Raw genomic sequence first — 464 nt, 5'->3', positions numbered from 1 at the left:
AAATGGCGCGAGACGGAATCGAACCGCCGACACATGGAGCTTCAATCCATTGCTCTACCAACTGAGCTACCGAGCCTTATTGCGGGAGCAGGATTTGAACCTACGACCTTCGGGTTATGAGCCCGACGAGCTACCGAGCTGCTCCATCCCGCGTTAATACAAAAGGAGGATGTGGGATTCGAACCCACGCACGCTTTTACACGCCTGACGGTTTTCAAGACCGTTCCCTTCAGCCGGACTTGGGTAATCCTCCATATTATTTAAATGGACCTTGTAGGACTTGAACCTACGACCACTCGGTTATGAGCCGAGAGCTCTAACCAGCTGAGCTAAAGGTCCAACAAGATCATTATAGCGGCGAAGGGGATCGAACCCCCGACCTCCCGGGTATGAACCGGACGCTCTAGCCAGCTGAGCTACACCGCCATATATCGGGAAGACAGGATTCGAACCTGCGACACCTT

5 tRNA genes are annotated in these 464 nt (G+C 53.2%); all 5 read right to left on the bottom strand.

Features of this window, described 5'->3' with window-relative positions:
• Positions 1-3: 3 nt before the first annotated feature.
• Positions 4-76 (bottom strand) — tRNA-Phe (locus HMPREF2613_RS09365).
• A gap of 3 nt (positions 77-79) precedes the next feature.
• Positions 80-153, bottom strand: a tRNA-Met gene (locus HMPREF2613_RS09360).
• 10 nt (positions 154-163) lie between these two features.
• Positions 164-253 (bottom strand) — tRNA-Ser (locus tag HMPREF2613_RS09355).
• Between the two features lie 12 nt (positions 254-265).
• Positions 266-339, bottom strand: a tRNA-Ile gene (locus HMPREF2613_RS09350).
• Between the two features lie 13 nt (positions 340-352).
• A tRNA-Met gene (locus HMPREF2613_RS09345) sits at positions 353-426 on the bottom strand.
• Positions 427-464 lie beyond the last annotated feature (38 nt).

The organism is Streptococcus sp. HMSC070B10 (assembly GCF_001808665.1).
Taxonomy (GTDB): Bacteria; Bacillota; Bacilli; order Lactobacillales; family Streptococcaceae; genus Streptococcus.
This window is presented reverse-complemented; position numbering and strand designations above follow the sequence as displayed.